Raw genomic sequence first — 18,679 nt, forward strand, 5'->3', positions numbered from 1 at the left:
TTGACTTGTTTGCAGATCGTTGCCAGATGACCCAATCAACTCCAACAACCAAGGCACTTGTTCTATTTGCTCATGGTGCACGTGCCGACGCCTGGGCCAAACCATTTCGTCGCTTACATACCATGCTTCAGTCGCAGAGGCCAGACCTCAGAGTGGAGTTGGCGTTTCTTGAGTTTATGACGCCAAGTTTGCCTGATATAGCGCAGGCACTTGAAGCTGCCGGTATTCGACATATTCATCTGGTACCAATTTTCTTAGGGCAAGGTGGCCATGTGATGCGCGATCTGCCGATGATGATCGATGAAATCAGACTTCAATATCCTCACCTTAACATCGAGAAAGCCGAAGCCGCTGGGGAAGACGAGTTGGTCTTGCAAGCGATTTGTGATTACTGCTTGCGCAGCCAATCTGCGTGATCCTGCGTTAGGCAGCCCTCGAGTGTATCGCTTCGGCGAGATCGCGGTCGCTCAGCATAATGTGGGAAGTTAGCCAAAATCGCAGCAGCTCGGCAGTTTCGATGGCAATTGAAATCCGGCCTAGCTGCATTTCTTTTTGCAAATCATGAACGCGAGCAAGTAGCTTCGCATGTTGGTTCAAATGCTCTCGGGTTTTTGCATATCCTATCTCGCGCATCAAGGTTTCCTCGCGTTCGAAGTGAGTCGAGGTGTACTCGATGAGCTTTTGTAGAATCCTCTCAAGTTGCGTGGCATCAGGATGCTTTGCCGCCGTATCGCCAAATTCATTGACCAAACCAATCAAAGTTTGGTGATCCGCATCAATTTGTGGATTTCCTACGCTAAGTTGTTGATTCCATTCGAAGAAGTTCATATGACGTCTAATCAAGAGAAGGAAATTTTTGAGGCGCAATGAGAAGAAGTCGCCATCTTACACGCTAATTGTTGACTCGAAATTTGAACCGGTTTTTGTTGCCATTTTGATGTCAATAAGCAACAAATTTATGTGAAACATTAAACATTGTTAAATTTCTGAACTTCGCTCCCGTTTGCGAAAAGATTTTGGGCTAGAGTAAAAAAAATTAAGCCACAGAAACATTTTTTGCAGCGGTATTTGTTTAATTCGACAAAATTGGGAGGTCGGGAAATGGATAGAAACCTGCGTTTGAGATTGGTACCTACTACTATCGCTGCCATGTTGGCATTGGCTTTCAGTATGCCTGCTCATGCTGATAAAGCCGATAAAGCAAAAATAGCGGAATTAGAGAAGAAATTAGAAAAGAGCCTCGCTTTGATCGAGCAACTCAACAACAGACTGGCGCAAGTCGAAACAAACGCCAGTGCCAATGCAAAAGCGGTGGCCACAACATCGCAAGCTCAGACTCAAATTCAGGAGGCGGTAAAGTCGAGCGCCGAAGTGAACCAAGTCCAATTAGCGCGCTTGGATCAAATTGAAAAAAATATCGTGAGTGTTGCAGAGACCTCGGTGAAGAAGCGCGAACTTGGTTTGCCTTTGCATGGTTTCGCGGACGCTGGTTACGTGCATACATCGAAAGATATCGATGGCCGCAAATCTGGTTTTGCATTGGGGAATCTCGATTTCTATATGACGCCAGAGTTTGGCGATCGCATTAAGTCTCTATTTGAATTGACCTTTGAATTCAATGAGAAGGGTGAGGGTGTGGCGACTGATCTTGAACGTCTGCAGTTGGGTTACACCTTCAGTGACAGCCTGACTTTGTGGGCCGGCCGTGTCCATACGCCTTATGGCTATTGGAACACCGCATATCACCATGGCGCACAGTTGCAACCATCGATCATGCGTCCAAAGATGATTGCCTTTGAAGATCAAGGTGGCATTTTGCCTGCGCATACAGTGGGCGTGATGGCGAGTGGCTCGACGAAAATGAATGGTGGTCGACTTGAATACGATGCGATTATCGGAAACGGCAGCCGAATCGTTGGCGAAGCCGGGGATATGAGTTTGGATTTTAATGCCGGTAAAGACGATAATTCGAATAAGGCTCTAGGCGGTAATCTGCGTTATCGTTTCGGTGGCGACCTCGATGGCTTGACAGTTGGCGTGCACACATTGAATCAAGAAGTGCAGCAAGAGGCAAGTGGTGATCGAACGAAGTTCAACATGTATGGTGGTTTCCTGGCCATTGATTCAGATAATTGGGAAGCGATTGGCGAGTACTACCGTTTCAACAATAAAAACTTGACTGGAAAAACAGGATCTCATACCAGTTGGGCAGCCTTCGGTCATGTCGGATATCGCCTCAGTGATGAAATCATGCCGTACGTGCGTTACGAGAAAGCGGCTTTGGATCAAACTGACAATTACTTTGCGGCGCTGGTCAGTGGTCGTTCCTATAACCGCCAAGTTCTCGGTCTTCGCTATAACTTAAGTCCCGTGTCCGCGGTGAAGTTCGAGTTCGGACAGACGGCCGAGCAACGAGTCGGTGGCGAGTTTAAGTATAACGAATCCCGTGCACAGTTCTCAGTGCGTTTCTAAGGAGATCATCATGCAAAGAATTTGGAAACGTACCGTGTTGTTGCTGGGATTTTTGTTGGTGTGCTCGACTGCATCGGCAGCTGATTTGATTCTGATTTGTAACAAGGGCATCAACTTGTCGACGGCAGATGCACGTGACGTCTATGTCGGTGACAAACAAGTGGAAGGCAGCACCAAACTAGTGCCGGTCGATAATTCCAGCCTACAAAAGGATTTTCTCGATAAAGTCGTCAAAGTTGATAGCGCAAAGTACGCATCGATCTGGGCTAAAAAAGGTTTTCGTGAAGGCCTGAATCCACCTGCGGTCAAAAACTCCGATGCTGAAGTGATCGCTTTTGTGAAGGCAAACCCCGGTGCGGTCGGCTATGTGTCGAAAGCCAATGACGACGTCAAAGTGGTCCACAAATATTAAGTTCTTCTATGATTTGGTAGCGAGGAAAGCCTTGGGCCGAGCGCAAGATTGCCATCGGTTCGAGGTTTTTGTATATGGGACGGAAGTCTCAAAATAATTATTTAAACACCCCAAATGAAAAAGAATACAACCAGTCAACCTTGGATTATGCGTCCGGGCGTCAACTTGTTCCGGAACATACGATTCAAGACCAAAGCCAGCCTGATTTCGATTGCATTCCTCGTCCCAGTGCTGGTGCTTCTGTGGTCTTTTATGCAGACTAAGCAGGAGGCGATACAGGTTACACAAGACGAACTAGATGGATTTCGTTTGATTCAAAAGGTGGTTGACCTCAATCGAGCGACACAGGAATATCGACGTTCGGTTCTACAGGAGCTGGCGAACGGTGCTGCGTCAGGAGATACTGGTGCAAGTAAATCGAAAGTGGCGGAGAAAATTGCGCTGGTGAAGGCTAGCGCGGCACAGTTCCAACAAGACCCGAGAGTAGGGAAAGCGGCACAGGACTTAAGTAGCATGTTGGATGCTGCGGTACCTGCTTCACAAGGTCTCTTCAAGGTTTTTTCAACGCATGGAAAGTTGAATCACGCCGTCAGTAAGTTGACCTCACAGGTCGCTGATGCCAGTGGACTTACACTCGATCCTGAGTTTGATACTTACTATTTGATGGATTTGAGTACGAATATCGCACCGAAATTGATTGAGGCGACATCGAAAATGACGGCGATCGCTAGTACCGTGGCGCATACGGGAACAGATGCTGAGGTCGCCACAATCGAATTATCGCAAGAAGAAGGTTTGATTGAGAGTCTGCTTGAAAGCTTTGATCAAGAAATCGAGAAAATTGTTGGCGCCCACCCTGAGTATAAGGATCAGATGAAGCTCGATGAGCTGCACGCTTTGCTCAAGAAATTTCGGGAGCAGGCGTCCGATGATGTTGGTAAGGGCGGCGCAGAACGAGCCAAATCCATCCAAGCACAGGGAATAAAAATCGTTGAAGGTCTTGAGGCGATTCAGGATTACTCACTTAAGCAACTCGATGCCCTTCTACAACAACGTGTCGATAAACTGAACAGTCGTTTATACGCCACTTTGACCTTGGTCGCATTCTTCCTTCTTTGCGCCTTGTATATGTTCGTCTCTTTCTATCGCGTGATGGAATCAGGTTTACGTCATGTGGGAACCTATTTGGGAGCGATGGCGGACGGCGACCTGACTAACGAAATCACCCCAAAAGGGCGAGATGAGGTGACTGAGTTGATGGCTTCGATGGCCATCATGCAAGAGTCATTGTTAAAAATTTGTGGCTTGATGCGGAATAGTGCGACCGAGATCAAAGCGAATAGTGCGGAGGTTGCGCAAGGTTCGATGGACATGTCGACTCGTACTGTACAGACCCAAAATCGTCTGCAAGAAACTGCATCGACCATGGTCGAAATTTCCAGCACCGTGCAATCAACGGCGGACAATGCCGAACAAGCCACTAAGTTGGCGCGTGAAAATACCAGCCTTGCGACCCATGGCGGTGAGGTGATCGCCGAGATGGTCACTACCATGGAAGGTATTCGCGATTCCTCGAACAAGATTGGCGACATCATTAGCGTAATTGATGGCATCGCCTTTCAAACCAATATCTTGGCATTGAATGCTGCGGTGGAGGCAGCTCGTGCTGGCGAAGCGGGACGTGGCTTTGCGGTGGTCGCATCGGAAGTGCGCGCTCTGGCACATCGATCTGCCGAAGCCGCCAAAGAAATCAAAAACCTCATTACCGAAAGTGTTGCTCGTGTTGAAGGCGGTAATCTGATTGTGCGCGATGCTGGTAATGCGATTGAAAAAGTGGTTCGTTCTGCGCAAGATATCAATCAGTTGTTATCGGAAATCAGTGCCAGTGCACGTGAGCAGTCGATCGGTGTCAAAGATGTTGAAAATGTTTTGCAAGAATTGGATGCTATGACGCAAGCCAATTCAGCTTTGGTTGAACAAACCTCTGCATCCGCCACTATCCTCGATAATTTGGCCGATGAACTAGTTCAAGAAATCCAAGTCTTTAAACTTGAAAAAACGCAGTTACTCTTGCGTTAGAGTTTGTTTGCAGCCGTTGTTGATAATGACAATGGCTGCAAAAAATTCTCTAAATTTTCTCCACCATTCGTCATACGTTTGAGGGTATTGCCCTCTCGGTCTAATAACGTAATCGAGAAGTCATGCATGATGTGGTCGTGATAGACCCAGTAATTGATGCCGAGTTGGGAGGCGAGGGACTTGATGTCTCCAGCGTTCCCGGACAAGAAATACCAATTCTCGCGTTCGAGTTTTCTCAGTTTGCGATACGCACGCCAATCCTCGGGTTTGTCATTGACGGGATCGAGACCCACGATGACAAAATTCGCTTCCACTTTTTTCTGATCGAGTATGGTTTGCATTTGTTCCATACGCATCAAGCTGGTCGAGCAAACCTTTTTGCACGCTCCATAGGACATGACCAAAATACTTGGCTTTCCTTTGAAATGATCGAGACGGGTCGCTTGACCGTTATCGTTTAACCATTGATAAGGCAGTTGGTATAGAAGGCTGCTGGGTTGCGCGTTGGCGTAGTTCGGGAGTAGTGTGAGTCCCGCTGGGGTACTCAGTGAACTGGCCCAGAGCAAAGTGAGAAGACGACGTCGTTGCGCGCTGAGTTGATCTTGTTCCAGCGAGCCATTCTCTGTGTGTGCAGATGAAGCCATCGTCACTTGCTCCTTTCTACTACTTACTTCCGACTTCCAATCGCGTCGAATAAACGAACTTATGTATTCTACAGAAGTGAACCTTGGTAAAACTACTGTAGACGCCGACGCATCGCTTCGCCCATCATGACCAATACGGGCCCTTCGCAAGCGGGTAAGCCTTGCGCCAATTCTTTCAGGCTGATGTGTAGATGCCTTTCTTCTGGGCGCGAACAACTTTCGACAATCACCACCGGATGGCTTTCAGGGAAGCCTTTCGCCAGCATTCTTTCAGCTGTCAAAATCGCTTCGCGGCCGCCCATGTATTGAATCAAGGTATCGCAATCAGGAATGCGTGTCGCAGCGCTTTCATGCGGTGCGGTGCTCGAAGTAAATAAGGCCACACTGCGGGCGATGCCACGTTTGGTTAGTGGTAGCTGCACACTGGATGCGGCAGCCATTGCCGTCGTAATGCCGGGCACGATATGGAAAGGGATGCCGGCTTTTTCGAGGGCGCTCATCTCTTCATCGGCACGACCAAACAACATAGGATCGCCACCTTTGAGCCGCACCACCAATGCATGCTCCAGCGCGGCGGCTACTAATTGTTGATTGATGTGTTCCTGCGCGGCAGAGCGTTGACCGCTGCGTTTGCCAACCGAGACTTTGATCGCCTGTGGGCATAGTTCAAGCATTTCTTGAGTGACCAAGGCATCGTGTAAAACGATATCCGCCTTGGCTAAGAGGAGCGCACCACGCACGGTGATCAGATCAGCAGCACCAGGGCCGGCACCGATCAGATATACGGTGCCGACGGCTGGTTGAGGTGTTTTTGTAGATGAAGACGATGTTGAATTATCCAAGGCGTATCATTCCCGCAGCCACTGTTTGATGGGTGACTTCGTCGATCAGAATGAATGCGCCGGTGCTGCGATTGTGGTCATACGCGTCGGCGGCAAGCGCCTGTTGCACATTAATTTTGACGCGAGCGATGTCGTTCAACTTGAGTGTATCAGTTGTACGGCGTTCTTGGGTGTTGATATCGAGCAGTGTATCGATGGACGCAACACGCGCCGCCACTTGGCGGGTCGTATGCTTGAGCCAATACTTACGGCGCAGGTCGACCGCTTCTTCCGACAACCAGCAGATATCGGCTTCCACTTGTTTGATGACGGTCGCTGGGCTCTTCGCCGATGACAACATATCACCGCGAGAAATATCGACGTATTCATTCAACAAGATCGTGACAGATTGACCAACACTGGCGGTTTGTTGCGAGCCACTCAAGGTTTGGATGTCTTTCACGGTTGCAGTCTGACCAGATGGCTGCACGACGATCTGGTCGCCGATGTTGATGGAGCCGGCTTCAACGCGGCCCATGTAACCACGGAAGTCGTTCGCTTCATGGCCATTGTGACGCGCTACCAACTGCACCGGGAAGCGGAACGCTTCATCATGGTTCTCGTCGTAGACACTGAGCGACTCTAACAATTCGATCAAGGTCGGACCTTGGTACCACGACAAATTGTCACCGGCGGCGACGACGTTGTCGCCAGCGAGGGCAGACAAAGGAATCGGACGTACATCTTTCAGACCCAGTTGATCGGCAAAGCTTTGATAAGCCGCGACGATGCGGTCATACACGGTTTGATCGTAGTTGACCAAATCCATCTTATTGACGGCCACGATCACGTGCTCAATTTGCAGTAGGTGGGCAATGGTGGAATGGCGTTTGGTTTGCGTCAGTAATTCCACGCTACCATCGTCACCGAGTTTAACTTTGGAGACGTCGATCAAAATAATGACAGCGTCGGCGGTTGATGCGCCGGTCACCATATTGCGCGTGTATTGTTCGTGGCCGGGCGTATCTGCAATGATGAATTTACGCTTCGGTGTGGCGAAGTAGCGGTAGGCGACATCGATCGTGATGCCTTGTTCGCGTTCGGCTTCCAAACCATCGGTCAACAAAGACAAATCGATGGTGTCACCAACGGTGCGTTTGTGCTTCGCTTTTGAAATTGCATTGAGTTGGTCGGCAAAGATACCTTTGCTATCGAATAAGAGGCGGCCAATCAAAGTACTTTTGCCATCGTCGACGGAACCCGCAGTAATGAAGCGCAAGAGGCCGCGTTCGGCTTGCTGAGAAGTCGCTTGCTTGTTGTCGGCGGTAGCGATAGTTGTGACTTGCGTACTCATTAGAAATATCCTTCTTTCTTACGTTTTTCCATCGATGATTCAGACGTCTGATCATCCATTCGGGTAGCGCCGCGTTCGGTAATTTGCGTGACCGCGGTTTCTTCGATAATCGCTTCGACTGTGGCCGCGTCCGAGGACACTGGGCAAGTGCAAGAGATATCGCCAACGGTACGGAAGCGCACCACACGTTTTTCAACCACTTCGCCAGCGCGTGGTGGCGTTAAATCAGTCAGCGGCACTAACAAACCATTACGTGGAATGACTTCACGTTCATGGGCAAAATAAATCGATGGTAGTTCCAAGCCTTCGCGTGCAATGTATTGCCAGACATCGAGCTCAGTCCAATTCGAGATCGGGAAGACACGCATGTTCTCGCCAGGATGAACACGGGTGTTATACAGATCCCACAATTCTGGACGTTGTGCTTTCGGATTCCATTGACCAAATTCGTCGCGGAAAGAAAAAATACGTTCTTTGGCGCGGGCTTTTTCTTCATCGCGACGTGCGCCACCGATGCAGGCATCGAATTGATGCTCGGCGATTGTTTCCAACAAAGTCACGGCTTGTGCAGCATTGCGTGAATCCGTTTGTGGATTGCGCAAACGAACCGTACCGCGTTTGATCGATTCTTCGACAGAACCAACGATCAGGCGCTCACCAAGTTCAGCCACGCGCTTATCGCGGAAGGCGATCACTTCGGGGAAGTTATGGCCAGTATCGACATGCACCAATGGGAAGGGGAATTTGCCAGGACGGAACGCTTTCTCAGCGATACGTAACAACACGATCGAGTCTTTACCGCCGGAGAAAAGCAAAGCTGGATTGGTACATTCAGCGGCCACTTCACGCATGATGTGAATGGCTTCCGACTCCAACCAATCGAGATGCCGATTACTGGCGGCATCGATAAAATGTTTTTCTGCTACGGCGTTCATGTTAACCTCGGTCTTCTGTCTGTCTATTTGTCTTTGGTATTCTGGTATTGCTGATTCTTTTTGGTAATGCGTGGTGATGATGCGTGATCTATCCAACTTGTTTGATGCGGATCAGTTTGCCGTCGACAAGATGCAAGCCGCATTCTTTGGATTCGGGGTTTTCCCACCACCAACGGCCAGCGCGGATATCTTCGCCAGGTTGTATCGCTCGTGTACACGGTTCGCAACCGATCGATGGATAGCCTTTGTCATGCAAGCCGTTGTACGGTACTTGGAATTGCTGCAGGTAGTACCACACATCGTCTTCCGACCAATCCGCTAAGGGATTGAACTTCTCTAAGCCATGGGCTGCGTCATGCTCTTGCACGGCGAGTTCACTACGTGTGGTCGACTGTGCGCGACGTTGGCCGGTAATCCATGCTTGTTTGCCTTGCAGTGCGCGCCCCAAGGGTTCTACTTTGCGCACGTGGCAGCAAGCTTTGCGCGCTTCGACGCTGTCATAAAAACCGTTCAGGCCATACTGCTCGACATAGCGATCGACGGCGTCGTTTTGTGGGCGAAATAGCGCCACTTCATAGCCATAATGCTGCTTAATTTTGTCGAGCATGGCCAAGGTTTCTTGGTGTAAGCGGCCCGTCTCTAAAGAGAAGATGCCGATGCTTAATGCGTCTTTCAAAATCAAATCAGTCAGCACCATATCTTCGGCAGCGAGGCTCGATGCCAGTACCGCTGGTGAAAATTGTGTGGCAATGTGACGCAAGATCGCTTGTGTCGCAGTGAGGCGTTCTTGAAATCCAATGGGTTCAAGGCGACGAGAATCTTGGGCTGACTGAGTACTCATGAATAATTACTTCTCTTCGTTTCTGGTTGATCTGTGTCTCGGCGAAGACTTCAGTTTGTTGCGCAAATTAAGCGCCAAATCTTTCAGTGCGACGGAATAAGGGTTGTTTCTCGTCGACTGAAGCTTGATACTTTTCGCTAAAGTCCGACAAACTTTTCACCGCATCGTGAATGTTCTTGTCAGCGCGAACCGCGAAAGCATTGAAGCCCACCCTTTGCATGTAGAACAGTTGATCACGCAAGACATCGCCGACCGCGCGCAATTCTCCAGTAAAGCCGAAGCGTGTTCTGAGGTTGTAGGCAATCGAATATCCACGACCGTCAGCAAACTTAGGAAAATCGATCGCAATGACGGGGAAGCGATGTACATCGTTACCCAGTTCTTTGGCTTGTTCATCGCTGCTGAACCACACGCCGAGTTCGTCACGTTCGCTTAGACTATTCTTCTGTAAAAGCCACACTTTTAATGGAACGATGACTTTACCGTCCGGTACTTGAACGGTGTCTGGTGTATCGTCTTCTGATAACTGCAAAAGAGTCCAATCGTCGTTGACGACGGCTCTATCCTTGATGATCTGTGCCATATTTCTCTCCCCCGGTTTAATAGACGACTGCTGAGCCGGCATCCTCTCCGTGATGCTCTATGGTTTTAATCGGTGTCGCATAGACATACTCTTTGAATGGAGCGATGCCTAAACGCTGAGCGGTATCGATAAAACGTTCGCCTTCGCTACGTTCGCGCAAATACACTTGGATAATGCGTTCAATCACTTCAGGCATTTGTCCTGCTGAGAAGGAAGGGCCGATGATTTTGCCAATCGCTGATTGATTACCTTGTGCACCACCGATAGATACTTGATACCATTCACTGCCGTCTTTGTCTACGCCTAAAATACCGATGTTGCCGACATGATGATGCCCGCAAGCATTAATGCAGCCAGACATATTCAGTTCGAGTTCGCCGATATCGTGCAAGTAGTCGAGATCATTGAAACGATCGGTAATGTCGAGCGCGATCGGGATCGATTTTGCGTTCGCTAACGAACAGAAATCACCGCCAGGGCAGCAGATCATGTCCGTCAGCAAGCCAATGTTAGGAGTCGCCAAACCATGCGCCTTGGCTTCTTGCCATAAGCCAAATAATTGACTCTGTTCAACGTCCGCCAAGACCAAGTTTTGTTCATGCGTAGCGCGGGCTTCACCAAAGCTATAGCGATCCGCCAAGTCTGCGATGAAGTCGAGTTGATCTGCACTAGCATCGCCCGGCGGCACGCCTGGCTTTTTGAGTGACAACATCACGGCTGCGTAACCAGCTTGTTTATGAGGCTTCACATTACGCTTGACCCAATTCGCGAAGGCTTTGTTCTCGCCTTGCAAACGCACAAATTCTGTATCAACTGCGGGCAAGGCTTTGTAAGCAGGATCGACAAAATAGGCGGCGACACGTGCCAACTCAGCTTCTGTTAAAGTGCCCGGACCATCTTTGATGTCTTGCCACTCTTCTTCAACCAGACGCGCAAATTCTTCGATGCCCAGCGCTTTCACTAAAATCTTGATACGCGCTTTGTAAATATTGTCGCGGCGACCGAATTGATTGTAGATACGCAAAATCGCTTCGAGGTAGGTCATCACGTGTTGCCATGGCAGGAATTCGCGAATCACGCTGCCCAAGATTGGCGTGCGGCCCATTCCACCACCAACCATGACTTTGAAGCCGACTTCACCCGCCTCATTTTGAATCACGCTCAAGCCAATGTCGTGCACCGCAATGGCGGCGCGATCTTCTTTAGCGCCATTGATGGCGATCTTGAACTTACGTGGCAAGTAAGCGAATTCAGGATGAAAAGTCGTCCACTGACGCAAAATTTCTGCATAAGGGCGTGGGTCGATAATCTCGTCGGCAGCAATACCAGCAAATTCATCGGAAGTGATATTGCGCATGCAGTTGCCTGAAGTTTGAATCGCGTGCATTTCGACCGATGCCAACTCGGCCAAAATTTCGGGCGTGTCTTCTAACTCGATCCAGTTGTATTGAATATTTTGGCGGGTCGTGAAGTGACCATAGCCACGATCGTACTTACGCGCGATGAAGGCGAATTTACGCAACTGAGTGGACGACAACAAACCGTAAGGAACGGCCACACGCAACATGTAGGCGTGACGCTGCATGTACAAACCATTTTGCAAACGCAAGATACGGAATTCGTCTTCAGTTAATTCGTTGGCGATGCGGCGACGCACTTGGTCGCGGAATTGCGCCACACGTTCTTGCACGATTTGATGGTCATACTGATCGTAACGATACATCTTCTAACCCTGAAAAATATGTATAAAAAATGAGAGAAAAAGCGGACTGCGGTAATAACTACATCACCAGCTTGCACGCCACGAGAGTGAGTGTCGTAGCGAGGATTCCGCGTAAGAGTTTTTCAGGTACCGCTTTGGCAGCGAGCGAACCTAAAGTAATACCTGGCAAAGAGCCGATTAAGAGTGAGCCCAATAAAACCCAATCGATAGAACCGAGATACCAATGACCAAACGCAGCGATGGCAGTCAACGGAACAGCGTAAGCGATATCAGTCCCAGCCACGTGTGCGGCCGGCATTTTTGGATACAGAAGAACTAAAATCGTGGCGCCAATCGCTCCCGCGCCTATTGAGGAAATCGTCACTAAGACACCCAGCACGGCTCCGGCGGTGACAGTCGCGATGGCGAGCTTGCGACCTTGTAGTTGGCGCTCAGGATGAGCATTGATCCAAGCAACTAACTTGCTGCGATAAAGAATGGCGATCACAGTCAAAAAAACGGAGCCCGCGATCGAGTAGCGAATAATCTGGCCGATTTCTTTGTCCAGAGTCCCAAATAGTTTCAATCCCAAAGTCGTCACCAGTGCTGCCGGCAAAGCGCCGTAGCACAATAAACGCACCACATGCCATTCAACAGTGCCACGCAAACGATGGGTCAAGGTGCCTGCGGATTTGGTAATCGAGGCGAAGGCGAGGTCCGTACCCACCGCAACCGAGGGGGAAACGCCGAACAAGAGCGTGAGTAAAGGCGTCATGAGCGAGCCACCACCGACGCCAGTCAAACCGACTAGGGTGCCAACTGCAAATCCGGAAATGATGTAGGTCAGTGTCATAGAGCCTCGTTCAAAGTAGCAGGCATCTTAAAGGCGGGGCTTTATATAACAAACTACATAGAATTTATTTGCTTATATGCTGTTCAAATATATGCAAAGGCAATCGGCGACCTTATCAGTGATTTAAGCCCAGGTAGAAAATGATGAAATCCTTTGGAGGTGGGCGTCAGCGCTTACAATGGCGTTCTTGCCTATTCTCAGTGAATGGCCTTAGCGAAAGCCATTCGTTTCGAAGATTCAGCATCGTTTCTTGAGATTCATGTTCGACTTGGGACTGGAATGTGGGAGTGATTTTGATATTAAAAATGGCAATGTAACTTGGTAGCTGATGGGAAGGACCGCGTTTGAGTACGAATTTTGATTGGCAGCACTGTAACAAAGGCGAGTGGCAGGCAGCCTCACGGTTGGCGCGCCAGCTTAATCTAACCAAAGAGCAAGCCATTTTGCAGGTGATGCAGGCAGTCGCCGAGCAACAACACATTAGCGTTGAGGTGCTTCTACAGCAACGAGCGTTAGAACATCAACGCCTAGAGCACCTCAAAGCCAGCAAGCGTGCCGCCTCATTGGCACGTTACCAAGCGCAACGGGCGCATCGAGAAGTCCAGCCACAAGAATGGAGCGTCTGGTTCGATGGCTCAGCCAAACCCAATCCCGGCCATTGTCGCTGCGGTATTGTATTGAAAGCACCAGACGGCCGCACTTGGAATCACAGCGCCAATCTGGGCCATGGCTCTAGCTCGGATGCCGAATACCAAGCTTTACTCGCGGCGCTGCAATTGGCTCTGCAGCAGGGCGCACATCGTTTAATGGTGTTTGGCGATAGTCGCGTGGTGATCGATGATGTGCAAGCGGATGCAGAGGCGGGATCACCTTTGTTGGCTGCGTGGCGCGCTGAGGCACAGGCGATCAGTTCGCAATTTGAGACCCTGCGCTGGTGCTGGATTCCTCGCGCTTTGAATAGTGCGGCAGATCAACTTGCTGGTGCAGCCTAATTTCTCACAGCCATTTCTTAGAGACTTTTCCCTTTGGCCAGACGCGTCACCGTGTCTTGATCGATACTGTTTTGCTCGTTCTCAAGCAAAAGCAGTCTGCTTTGATTGCTTTGTCAACTTTTCTCCCTTAGGATAATGCGATGTTCTTGTCCATGCGATCGGACTTGCTTAGGCGCAGGCTCGTGTAAGAGTGACGTGCCTTTTGTAAGACTCGATGCGGGAGATAAGGTCATATAAAAAATGAGCAGCGTTAGACTGCGAACAATAAACATCTTCCTCTTTTCCCATCAATCGAATGGTTCTTGCAAATTCGTATGGGGATTTAGGTGTTAGGGTGAAGATGATAAAAAAATGATGGAGATAACATGAGCCAAGATTCAAATGGTCGCGACGGTGACAGCGCACCTCCCGACATCACCATGGTCATCGACCAAAAGAGTAGTTTCCCGCCAGTTGCGCGCCTCGGCGCTCTGCGTCCTTTCCATTGGTTAGCAATGGGTTGGCGTGACTTCCGCGCCGAACCTATGGCCGGCTTGTTTTACGGCATCTGCTTCGCCTTAATGGGAGGTATACTCAAATTAGTCCTCGCCAACGCGCCGCAATATTTGTCTGCACTGACTTGCGGCTTCTTGTTGATTGGACCTTTACTGGCCTTGGGTTTGTACGACATTAGCCGTCGCATCGAAAACCTACGGTCTGGCATGTACAACAGTGTTTTCTCTATGCGTGGACGCTGGAGCAATATCGGCACCTTCGCCGTGGTACTGGCCGTGATTATGATGATCTGGGCCCGCGCCTCCTTAGTCATCTTCGCCTTGTTCTACAACAAAGGCATGCCGACCATGGAAGGCTTCCTCGCGAAATTATTTTCTTTAGATAATGCCGAATTCTTGTTCGTGTATTTGTGTGTCGGTTTCATCTTCGCGAGCTTAGTCTTCGCCATTAGCTGGGTCTCGATTCCAATGATGCTCGATCGTGATACTGACGCTATCACGTCGATGATCATCAGTATCGTCGCTCTGACAGTAAATATTCCCCTGACCATGATTTGGGGTCTCATCATTGTCGCTTCGGTCGTGTTTGGCTTCATGACCTGGAACATCGGCTTCATGATCACCATGCCCGTCATCGGTCATGCTACTTGGCATGCCTATCGCGATGTGGTGGGGCCTTCGGATCATCGCCATTAAATTTCCATTGTTCGATAGTCGTCTCGGAGAAAGTAAAAACGCCACCGTGCAAATCGAGCAAGGTGGCGTTTTTGTTTGCAGAGGAAAATTCACGTTGCATCAACGTGAATCATTGGCCATCACTTCAAAGGAGGAATCGCCTGTGGCGCTAAAGGCTTGATTGGTTGCTCTTTTAACTTCTTCTGCAAGTAGTTGATCGCAGCCTCGAGTTGTTTGTCTTCGCCTTTGAAGCTCGCATGTGGAGGATTGTCGACTTCAATATCGGGGGCGACGCCGACGCCTTCCACTAACCAGCGACCGTCTTTGACATCGAACTGTGCATTTTCTGCGGCGCGCACCATGCCGTTGTCGGCGAGAGTGTTGCGATCAGAAAGCCAGACACCAGCACCGGAAGTGCGCTTGCCCACCAATGGCGCGAGATTGAGAGCCTTCACGCCTGCGGCGAAAGTTTCGCCATCGGAGTAAGTCAATTCGTCAATCAGTACCACGAGGTGACCGCGGAAAGTTTGCTGCATATTGGTGTAAGGACGATTTCCTTCTGAAGACCAAAATGCCCAAGCTTTACGCAAGAGTTTTTCGATGATCCAGCTGTCGATATTGCCGCCGTTGTTACGGCGTACGTCGATAATCAAACCGTCTCTGTCGTAGTTGGCGTAGAAATCACGAGCGAAGCTGGCGACGTCGGCAGGCCCCATCGCACGTAAGTGCAAATAACCGATCTTGCCATCGGAAGCTTTGTCGACGCGTTGACTGAGGTTTTGTTCCCAATCGCTATAGCGCAAGTTGGCTTGCTTTTGCATCGTGATGGGCGAGACGAGCACCGGCTTCGCCGCTTGATTGGCGCGCTTCACCTGCATCAATACTTGTTTATCGGCTTGGTTCAGCAAGAGGTCTGAAATGTCGCGCACTTCGAGTACCGATTTGCCATTGATCGCGGTGATGACATCGCCGGTCTTGATATCAAGATCTGGGTTATCCAAAGGGCCGCGTTGCGACGGTAAGTCTGGTTCGCTGCGATAGATATGATCGATGCGATAGCCATCTTGTACTTTGCTGAGTACCGCCCCAAGTCCAGCGGGAGTGCCATCAGCAGGCGCGCGGCGCACATCGCCAGGACGAATTTGTGAGTGCAGGGAACTGACTTCGCTGACCATCAAAGCCAATACATCATTGAGCTCGGCACGATCAGTAACGCGCTCGACTAGTGGCGCGTATTTGTCGCGCATCTTGTCCCAATCGACGCCGCGCATCTTGGTGTCGTACAAAAAGTCACGATGCATGCGCCATGCATCCATGAACATTTGTTTCCACTCATCGCGCGGGTTACTGTTAAAGGTCCAATCTTCGACTTTGATTTTGGCTTTGCTCAAGTCGCCTGGCGCTTTCGCACCGCTGTCGGTGATGTAGAAATCGCCGCTAGTGCCCGTGCCAGTGTTGAAGTAAATACGCTTCTTATCTTTCGAGAGGCCATAGCCGCGTACATTTGCCGTGAATACTTCGGCCTGCGGACTGTTTTTTGCAATCGCCAGCGTTTTCAAATTATTGCGGCCGCGCTCGATAGGATCGCGATCGAGGAAGTACAAGCGCTTATCATCGACTTCAAGTTGACGATAATTGCCGGAGGCGATGGGGACTTCATAGAGACGTTGAGCAATGCCTTCATATTGAATCGCGTTGCTAGCTTTTTTGCTCGACTCGCTCTTTTTCTCTGCCGCATTTTGTGCAGAGGTGTCGCTTGCTTTGGCTTCAGCCTTATTGTCGGCTTTACTTTCCGATTTATTCTCTTGTTTAGACTCGGCGCGACTCAACTCATCATCCGGTTTAAAAGGGAAGCGGTTACCGGCTTGTAAGGCCAATGCAAAAATGCCTGCGCGCTTATCGAAGTAGGTGCCCATATTGCGATCTCCCCAAGGTGCACCAACACCTGGTTGGAAATTGCGATTTGAGAGGAAATACAACCAACGACCATCAGGAGAAAAAGCGGGCGAATCTGATTCATAGCGATCACTGGTCACGAAATGCAGTTGCTTGCTATCGAGATCGTAGAGGCCAATCTGTTCACGTCCTTGTGATGAATTGGCACGTGTGATGGCCAAGGTTTTGCCATCGGCTGACCATACCACATCACCATGATTGCCATAGCCTTGTTTGCCCGCATCGTCGATCACGACATTGGACTTGGTATTCAAGTCGAGTAAGAATAGACAACCACGTTTGTCGGTATGGGCTAAGAATTTGCCGTCAGGCGATGGATAGATATTGAGTCTATGGGTTTTGCCATCGTTGGTGAGTTGCTCGCCTTTGCCGCTACCATCCGTTTTGAAACGCCAGATTTCGTTTTCGCCTGTGCTATCGACAAAGGCATAAACGTATTTGTCATCATGCGAGAAGACCGCTTCGCGTGCACGTGCTGCGTTGGGAAGATTGATGTCGACGCGGCGTTGTGGACTGATACCCGCGATGGCCATTTGGCCGCGCGCAGTGAAGACTAAGCGTTCTTCTTTGGCGGCGACTTGGACATTGGTCAGGAAATCGAGTGGATTCTTGATGTAGCGTTGACGTGATTGATCAAAATCTGAGATGAGTTCCGCCGATACGATTTTATCGGCCGATGAACTGAGATCGATCACATGCAGATTCGCACCGAGCTGATAGGCAATTTTGCCATCGCCTAGTTGCGGATTGCGCACATCCCAATCACGATGGCGTGTAATTGCTTTGGGCTCGCCACCATCGAGGTTCGCTGCATACAGATTATAGGCGCCATCGCGATCGCTCAAAAAATACAGGCGATTTTTCCAGAGCATAGGGCGGCGATTATTGGATTTCTCTTTGGCGAATAGATTGACAGCTTCAGCTTTGCTGGAGAGATCAAATTTCCATAGTTGTGCCAAGGCGCCACCGCGGTATTGCTTCACGTTGTCATTGCGGGTGTGTACACCGAGCCGGGTGAAATACAGGGTTTTGCCACTGTCGTCGAGCGCGGCTTCATTGGCGTCCACGATAGGGAAAATGGTTTTATGCAGACTTTGCGGTTGAATTGCGGCGATCACGTTTTGCGCGATAGGGCCAGTTTGGTTTTGCATGGTCACGATCACTTCACCTTGCACACTCCAACCCAACACCGTGACGGCTGCATTTTCAAAACTGATGCGCTTGGGCAGACCACCGTTAAATGGCATCACATAGGCTTCTTGTGCGCCCTCATAGGTGGCTGAGAAGGCAATCCATTTTCCATCAGGAGAGATGGCGGCATTGGTTTCCGCACCAGCATGTGTGGTTAAGCGTTGTGCCGCGCCGCCATTCAGACCGACCTTCCAAAGATCGCCTTCGGCAGTGAAGACGACTTGATCCGCACGAATGCTAGGGAAACGTACGTAGGCGTTGTTGTCAGCAGCGTTGGCAAGAGGTGCATAAGCGGCAGCGATCGCACAGCTAAGGCTGGTCAAAATAAAGAGAGCACGTTTTTTCATGGAGGTCTTTCCTTAATGAATTGGAAGGAATGAGTTGAATGTCGATATCTCGAATCGATTTTATGTGACTGATTTGCAATGTGCCTGCGACTGAAGGCGAACGCGGTTAGTCACACTTCGGATTAGTTTTAGTGTGCTCTTTGACCAAGCATGGACAAATTGGTTCGCGTAAACATACTGTTTTTACAAAAAATCAAAAATCTTGTTGAACTTCGGGTTCGCGTCCTTAGCAAGCCACTTTTTTTATGTTTAAATAGCAAGTCAGAATACTGCGCCCATGATCATGGTTTGTATCGACCTCATACTTCGAAGAATTTTCAGCTGCATA

General features: G+C 49.7%; 16 protein-coding genes. 6 read left to right on the plus strand and 10 right to left on the minus strand.

The genetic code is table 11. The features are described 5' to 3' along the window. Positions 1 to 26: 26 nt before the first annotated feature. Entirely contained in the window at positions 27 to 416 is a 390-nt protein-coding gene (locus RF679_RS05570; RefSeq protein ID WP_373921741.1) for a sirohydrochlorin chelatase, read from the plus strand. A gap of 7 nt (positions 417 to 423) precedes the next feature. On the opposite strand, the gene RF679_RS05575 is transcribed toward RF679_RS05570, so the two are convergent. Further along, positions 424 to 828: a bacteriohemerythrin gene (locus RF679_RS05575; RefSeq protein WP_309483227.1), complete on the minus strand. Its 405-nt coding sequence runs from the start codon at positions 826 to 828 to the stop codon at positions 424 to 426. A gap of 273 nt (positions 829 to 1,101) precedes the next feature. Here RF679_RS05575 and RF679_RS05580 point away from each other — a divergent pair, with 273 nt between their 5' ends. The 3 genes from RF679_RS05580 to RF679_RS05590 all read left to right on the plus strand — a co-directional run bounded on the left by RF679_RS05580 (position 1,102) and on the right by RF679_RS05590 (position 4,963). Next, on the plus strand, positions 1,102 to 2,472 hold the full coding sequence (locus RF679_RS05580; RefSeq protein ID WP_309483228.1) for a coiled-coil domain-containing protein: 1,371 nt from the start codon (positions 1,102 to 1,104) through the stop codon (positions 2,470 to 2,472). Positions 2,473 to 2,482: 10 nt separating this feature from the next. Next, positions 2,483 to 2,884, plus strand: coding sequence for a hypothetical protein (locus RF679_RS05585; protein ID WP_309483229.1), 402 nt, complete (start codon positions 2,483 to 2,485; stop codon positions 2,882 to 2,884). Positions 2,885 to 2,998: 114 nt separating this feature from the next. Next, positions 2,999 to 4,963, plus strand: a complete 1,965-nt coding sequence (locus tag RF679_RS05590) for a methyl-accepting chemotaxis protein (RefSeq protein ID WP_309483230.1) — start codon at positions 2,999 to 3,001, stop codon at positions 4,961 to 4,963. Here RF679_RS05590 and RF679_RS05595 read toward each other — a convergent pair. The 8 genes from RF679_RS05595 to RF679_RS05630 form a co-directional block, all read right to left on the minus strand. Next, positions 4,960 to 5,607, minus strand: a complete 648-nt coding sequence (locus RF679_RS05595; RefSeq protein WP_309483231.1) for an SCO family protein — start codon at positions 5,605 to 5,607, stop codon at positions 4,960 to 4,962. The two genes, RF679_RS05590 and RF679_RS05595, sit on opposite strands and share 4 nt — an antisense overlap. 92 nt (positions 5,608 to 5,699) lie before the next feature. Next, entirely contained in the window at positions 5,700 to 6,449 is a 750-nt protein-coding gene (gene cobA / locus RF679_RS05600) for a uroporphyrinogen-III C-methyltransferase (RefSeq protein ID WP_309483232.1), read from the minus strand. Further along, positions 6,442 to 7,782, minus strand: coding sequence for a sulfate adenylyltransferase subunit 1 (locus RF679_RS05605; protein ID WP_309483233.1), 1,341 nt, complete (start codon positions 7,780 to 7,782; stop codon positions 6,442 to 6,444). Before RF679_RS05605 ends, cobA begins: the two co-directional genes overlap by 8 nt. Beyond that, positions 7,782 to 8,717: a sulfate adenylyltransferase subunit CysD gene (gene cysD / locus RF679_RS05610; protein WP_309483234.1), complete on the minus strand. Its 936-nt coding sequence runs from the start codon at positions 8,715 to 8,717 to the stop codon at positions 7,782 to 7,784. The genes RF679_RS05605 and cysD overlap by 1 nt, the downstream gene beginning before the upstream one ends. Positions 8,718 to 8,805: 88 nt before the next feature. Beyond that, complete coding sequence (locus tag RF679_RS05615) at positions 8,806 to 9,558, minus strand: phosphoadenylyl-sulfate reductase (protein WP_309483235.1); 753 nt, start codon at positions 9,556 to 9,558, stop codon at positions 8,806 to 8,808. 67 nt (positions 9,559 to 9,625) lie between these two features. Continuing rightward, positions 9,626 to 10,141, minus strand: a complete 516-nt coding sequence (locus RF679_RS05620; RefSeq protein WP_309483236.1) for a DUF934 domain-containing protein — start codon at positions 10,139 to 10,141, stop codon at positions 9,626 to 9,628. A 16-nt stretch (positions 10,142 to 10,157) separates the two neighbouring features. Continuing rightward, positions 10,158 to 11,864 (minus strand): nitrite/sulfite reductase, encoded by a 1,707-nt coding sequence (locus RF679_RS05625; protein WP_309483237.1) that lies wholly within the window; start codon positions 11,862 to 11,864, stop codon positions 10,158 to 10,160. 58 nt (positions 11,865 to 11,922) lie between these two features. Continuing rightward, the gene (locus tag RF679_RS05630; RefSeq protein ID WP_309483238.1) at positions 11,923 to 12,696 is read right to left on the minus strand and encodes a sulfite exporter TauE/SafE family protein; all 774 of its coding nucleotides are present in this window, start codon (positions 12,694 to 12,696) and stop codon (positions 11,923 to 11,925) included. 344 nt (positions 12,697 to 13,040) lie between these two features. Here RF679_RS05630 and RF679_RS05635 point away from each other — a divergent pair, with 344 nt between their 5' ends. Both RF679_RS05635 and RF679_RS05640 read left to right on the plus strand, forming a co-directional pair. Then, on the plus strand, positions 13,041 to 13,688 hold the full coding sequence (locus tag RF679_RS05635; protein WP_309483239.1) for a ribonuclease HI family protein: 648 nt from the start codon (positions 13,041 to 13,043) through the stop codon (positions 13,686 to 13,688). 365 nt (positions 13,689 to 14,053) lie between these two features. Further along, positions 14,054 to 14,878 (plus strand): DUF2189 domain-containing protein, encoded by an 825-nt coding sequence (locus RF679_RS05640; protein WP_309483240.1) that lies wholly within the window; start codon positions 14,054 to 14,056, stop codon positions 14,876 to 14,878. A 119-nt stretch (positions 14,879 to 14,997) separates the two neighbouring features. On the opposite strand, the gene RF679_RS05645 is transcribed toward RF679_RS05640, so the two are convergent. Beyond that, positions 14,998 to 18,351: a S41 family peptidase gene (locus RF679_RS05645; protein ID WP_309483241.1), complete on the minus strand. Its 3,354-nt coding sequence runs from the start codon at positions 18,349 to 18,351 to the stop codon at positions 14,998 to 15,000. Positions 18,352 to 18,679: the final 328 nt, after the last annotated feature.

It is taken from the genome of Undibacterium cyanobacteriorum (assembly GCF_031326225.1).
GTDB lineage: Bacteria > Pseudomonadota > Gammaproteobacteria > Burkholderiales > Burkholderiaceae_D > Undibacterium > Undibacterium cyanobacteriorum.